Genomic DNA, 4,866 nt, shown 5'->3' with positions numbered 1-4,866 from the left:
CCGCTGACCTGGGTCACTTCCGCCATGGTGTAAAAGGAGATGTTGGGATTCTCCTTGATCCGGCGGAAATTGATCTCCAGACCGCAGGTGGGAGGGCAGAGCTTGGGAAAGTAGCGGTGGAGTTGAGCTACCCGGCCCCCCAGATAGGGGGCCTTTTCGGCGATGATCACCTGGCCCCCGGATTCCGCCGCCTCCAGGGCTGCGGTGAGGCCGCTGATACCTCCGCCGACCACCAGAATCTTGTTGTTATCGGTGCTCACACCAGTCCTCCTTCGGGACGTTTCCGGAACCTGGGTTGAAACTTAAGGAGTCTGCCGACCCCTTCAAGGTCTTCAAGTTTTTAAATACAATAAGGTTAGGAGGGAAAGCAAGGGTAAAAGCAGACGCCGCGGCCCATGGCCAGACGGGGTCCATTAAAAAATTGGCCGTGGCTGGCTTGAAACCACGGCCCGAGATAATATGGGGGGGCTCCAGGAATCCCGGGAGCCCCGCCAGGTTTCAAGGGTTTACTTCACCAACTGCTTGTAAGGTTCGGTCTCGAACTTCCACTCGTTGGTGTTCTTGTCGTACTGAGAGATGGTGAACACCCTCCACTTGCTGTCATCGATGCTCAGGAAGTCTGACCGGTAGTAGTAGCCGGGGTAACGGCTCTCTTCCCGGAACAGGATGTGGCGCAGGTGGGCCTCACCGGAGAGGATCCGGTGATAATTTTCCCAGGCCCGCATCAGTTCGTGCAGGTCTTTGGCGGCCAGCCTGGTCGCGTCTTCCTTCAGCAGGGTGAGGCGCTTCAGGCCTTCCATGAGGCTGGGTTTGTTGGTCATGTACATGGTGGAGCAACCGGCCACGTATTCGTCCATCAGCTTCTGCAAGCGGGTCTGGACCTGTCTGGGCATCAGATAGTTGGGGTTGATGTCCGGCGCGGTGGTGTAGCCCTTGTACTTCTCGTAGATCTCGAAGGGCAGGTAGATCTCGGCGATGAGCTCGTCGATATTCTGCGCCGCTTCCAGCTTGTCGTTCTTGTGGTCCAGGATGAAGGCCAGGGCGCCCTTGGCGGCCATGCGGCCCTCAGCGTGGGACCCGGAGGAGAACTTGTGCCCGGAGGCGCCGACGCCGTCACCGGCGGTGAACAGACCTTCAACGGTGGTCATGCGGTCATAGCCCCAGAACCAACTTTCGGGGGCGCCCATGTAGCCCTTGGAGGGGCCGGAGACCCACAGACCGGCGCAGCCGGCGTGAGAACCGAGCAGGTAAGGCTCGGAGGGGATGATCTCGGACGGCACCTTGTCGGGCTCCATGTTGAAGGAGGCCCACAGGCAGGCGGCGGAGATGGACATATCCAGGAAATCTTCCCAGGCTTCGGCTTCCAGGTGCTTGAGCTCTTTCTTGCTCAGAGTCTCGGCCAGTTTCTGCATGGCCTTGTCGGTGTGCATCATGATGGGGCCGCGGCCTTCCCGCATTTCGATCATCGCCGCGTGGTTCCGCAGGCAGGTGCCGGGAGAATCGGCGTAACCGGGGTACTCTTTCTTGACCCGGTCCCAGTTTCTGGCCATGTAATCTTCGCCGTAAGCATTGGTGGCCTGGGCCTTGAAGAACAGGAACCAGGCGCCCACCGGGCCGTAACCGTCCTTAAAGCGGGCGGGGACGAAACGGTTTTCCATCAGCACCATCTTGGCGCCGATTTCCGCGGGCATGGCATAGGTGGAGCCGGCGTTCCATACGGGGTACCAGGCACGACCCTGGCCTTCACCCACCGACCGGGGCCGGAAGACGTTGACCACACCGCCGCAGGCGATGATCATGGCCTTGCATTTGAAGACATAGGTCTTGTGCTCACGCACGCTGAAACCCACCGCGCCGCAGACCCGGTTGGAGTTGTTCTTGTCGGTGAGCAGTTTGACGATGAAGACGCGCTCGTAGATGTTTTCCATCCCCAGGGCGTTCTTGGCGGCTTCGGCCACGATCACCTTGTAGGATTCACCGTTGATCATGCACTGCCAACGGCCGGAACGGACGCACTTACCGCCGTCTTTCAGCAGGGGCAGGCCTTCGTCTCTGGCCACCTGACCGTCCACCGTGTGGTTTTCGGCGTCTTTCTGCCAGATGGGCAGGCCCCAATCCTGGAAGTCATGCACGGACTGGTCGACGTGGGCGCCCACGCTGTGGACCAAGTCTTCCCGGATGATGCCCATGAGGTCGGTGCGCACCATGTTCACATAGTCAGCTATTTTGTTTTCCGCACCGATGTAGGTGTTGATGGCGGACAGACCCATGGCCACCGCGCCGGAACGATCCAGGGCGGCTTTGTCAACCAGGGTGACCTTCAGGCCGGCGGCTTTCGCCCAGGCAGCAGCTTCAACCGCGGCGCCGGTGCAAGCCATGCCACCGCCTACCAGCAGCAGATCGGTTTCAACGGTTTCTACCGCGGGTTTGGAACAGAAAGACCATTTGCAGAATTCTCTTTCCAGAGCCATATCTCATTAACCTCCTTGAATTTTCGCTGCTGTGTAGGGTTACTCGGTCCGGGCCGCGCCGGTGAAGAAACCGGGTTTCTTGAGTCCGGCCATGTCGCTGGGCATGGCTTGGCCCTTGAAACAGTCAATGGACCCTTCCGGAGTGGTGCGGACTGGGAACTTGAACCGCTTGATGGTCTTCTGATTCCGGAACTTGATGGTCCAGGTGATGCTGTCGGAGGACCGCAGGGGGATGGTGCTGGAGCCCAGGGGCATGATATCCGCATAGTGGCGGACTTCAATGGCCTGCACGGGGCAAATCTTCACGCAGTTGTAGCATTCCCAGCACTGATCCGGCTCCTGGTTGTAAGCCTTCTTTTGTACGGGTTCCAGGACCATCAGGTCGTTGGGGCAGATGTACTGGCAAGCGGTCTTGTCCAGGGCTTTGCAGCCGTCACATTTTTCCGCGATTACAAAACTCGGCATGTTTAAAACCTCCTAAACTTGGGTTAACTATGACTTTTAACCTTAAATCCGGGTGGAAGCCTTAGAAAGGCTTCCACCTCTTGCATGGTTATTAACACATATCCCCTTGGAGGCGGATATTTGATGCCGGGGTTGCCGGTTACTTTTTCTCCGAAATGGCGCCGGTGGCAAAGCCATGAACCTTGACTTCCACCTTCTCGGTGAGGCTGCGGTAGTATTTCCGCAGGACTTTCAGGACTTCGGGCCGGCTGAAGTGATCCGGCACTTCCATGTCTTCGGAGAGCATCTTGCGCAGCATGGTGCCGCTGAGCATCAGACGGTCTTCCTTGCCGTGGCAGCAGGTGCGCATGGAGGCCATGCCGTCGCACTTGAAGCAATAGAAGGTCCAGTCGATGGGCAGCGGTTTCAGCTCCAGGGCGTTCTTGGGAATCTGATGGAAGATCTTCTGGGCGTCGAAGGGACCGTAGTACTCGCCCACACCGGCATGGTCCCGGCCCACGATGAGGTGGGAGCAGCCGAAGTTCTGGCGGAACACCGCATGGAACAGGGCTTCCCGGGGACCGGCGTAGCGCATATCCAGGGGATAACCGGACTGGATGCTGGTGTCTTTCACGAAGTAATACTGGGTGAGGACGTTGATGGCCTCGGTGCGCACTTCCGCCGGGATATCGCCGGGTTTCAGTTTGCCCAGGAGCTGGTGGATCAGGATGCCGTCGCACACTTCGATGGCGATCTTGGCCAGGTACTCGTGGGAGCGGTGCATGGGGTTCCTAAGCTGCAGGGCCGCGATGGTTTCCCATCCCTTATCCTCAAACATCTTCCGGGTTTCCCAGGGCCGCATGTAGAGGCCGGGATACTGTTTCGGGAAGGGCCCTTCACTCCAGACCTTCACGGTGCCCCCCAGGTTGACTTCTTCCTGGCCCATGACCAACTGTACACCCGGGTGGTCCATGTCATCGGTGGTGAAGACTTGTTTGCATTCCCACTTTTTATCAATTTTGTACTTCTCGGTGACCTTCATGGTCCCCATCATCTCTTCCGTCTCTTCGTCCACCAGGAGCACTTCCTGGCCGATTTTGATGGAATCGGCCTTGCCCTGGTTGACGGACATGGTGACCGGGATGGGCCAGAAGGTGCCGTCGGTCAACTTCATCCCATCGCTGCAAGAGCCTTTCCAGTCGTCATGGCCCATGAAACCATCTAGGGGGGTGAAGCCGCCGATGCCCATCATGATGAGGTCGGCCGTTTCCCGGGAGGTCATGGTGACCACGGTCAGTTCCTTAGCCCGCTTTTTCTCTTCGGCCACCTGGGCCGGGGACAGTAGTAACGGTTTTAACTTTTTCTCTTTACCATGGGGATTTACTAAAGCCATCTATTTTCCTCCTCGGGGTTAAGTTTCGAGTCGAACGGCAACTGTCCGAAGGTAATGTGAAAAAATTCACATATCATCCAGAATCCCAATCTATTCCATATTTCGCCCGTTGTCAATAATTTTTTCACGAACTATTTTTATCTCGAAAAGGATAATTCGGCCCGGTCAGTCCTGGGAAGGAGCCGTCAGCCGGAAGACCGCGGTGCTTTCCCGGCGGCCCCGCAAAACCTGGGGCGGCGCCGGGGAAAAATTATATTGCCCTTCCACTTCCCGGAAGGTGGCCTCGCTCACCAGGGTATCGGCCTCCAACTCCTTGGCCAGTTCCTGGAGCCGGGCCGCAACATTCACCGCGTCGCCGATGACGGTGAAATCCATGCGCTTGTGGGAGCCGATATTGCCCACAATGGCCTCCCCGGTATTGATGCCGATGCGCATGCCTTGGATGGGAGTGCGCCCCTGGGCCTGCATTTCCCCCAAGCGCCGGTGCATGGCCTGGGCGCAGGCCACCGCCTGGGACGCGGCCTGGGGAATTGCCACCGGCACCCCGAACACCGCCAT

General features: G+C 58.3%; 5 protein-coding genes. All 5 read right to left on the bottom strand.

Annotated elements, in window-relative coordinates; genetic code table 11:
• On the bottom strand, window positions 1-260 hold a 260-nt coding region (locus tag WC600_18685), incomplete at its 3' end, for an FAD-dependent oxidoreductase (GenBank protein ID MFA4904756.1).
• Between the two features lie 246 nt (window positions 261-506).
• Window positions 507-2,471: an adenylyl-sulfate reductase subunit alpha gene (aprA, locus tag WC600_18680; protein ID MFA4904755.1), complete on the bottom strand. Its 1,965-nt coding sequence runs from the start codon at window positions 2,469-2,471 to the stop codon at window positions 507-509.
• 39 nt (window positions 2,472-2,510) lie between these two features.
• Window positions 2,511-2,936 carry an adenylyl-sulfate reductase subunit beta gene (gene aprB / locus WC600_18675; GenBank protein ID MFA4904754.1) on the bottom strand — a complete coding sequence of 142 codons (426 nt, stop codon included), beginning with the start codon at window positions 2,934-2,936 and terminating at the stop codon, window positions 2,511-2,513.
• Window positions 2,937-3,075: 139 nt separating this feature from the next.
• On the bottom strand, window positions 3,076-4,308 hold the full coding sequence (sat, locus tag WC600_18670) for a sulfate adenylyltransferase (GenBank protein MFA4904753.1): 1,233 nt from the start codon (window positions 4,306-4,308) through the stop codon (window positions 3,076-3,078).
• 165 nt (window positions 4,309-4,473) lie between these two features.
• On the bottom strand, window positions 4,474-4,866 hold a 393-nt coding region (locus tag WC600_18665; GenBank protein ID MFA4904752.1), incomplete at its 5' end, for an adenylate/guanylate cyclase domain-containing protein.

It is taken from the genome of Desulfobaccales bacterium (genome assembly GCA_041648175.1).
Lineage (GTDB): Bacteria > Desulfobacterota > Desulfobaccia > Desulfobaccales > 0-14-0-80-60-11 > 0-14-0-80-60-11.
This window is presented reverse-complemented; position numbering and strand designations above follow the sequence as displayed.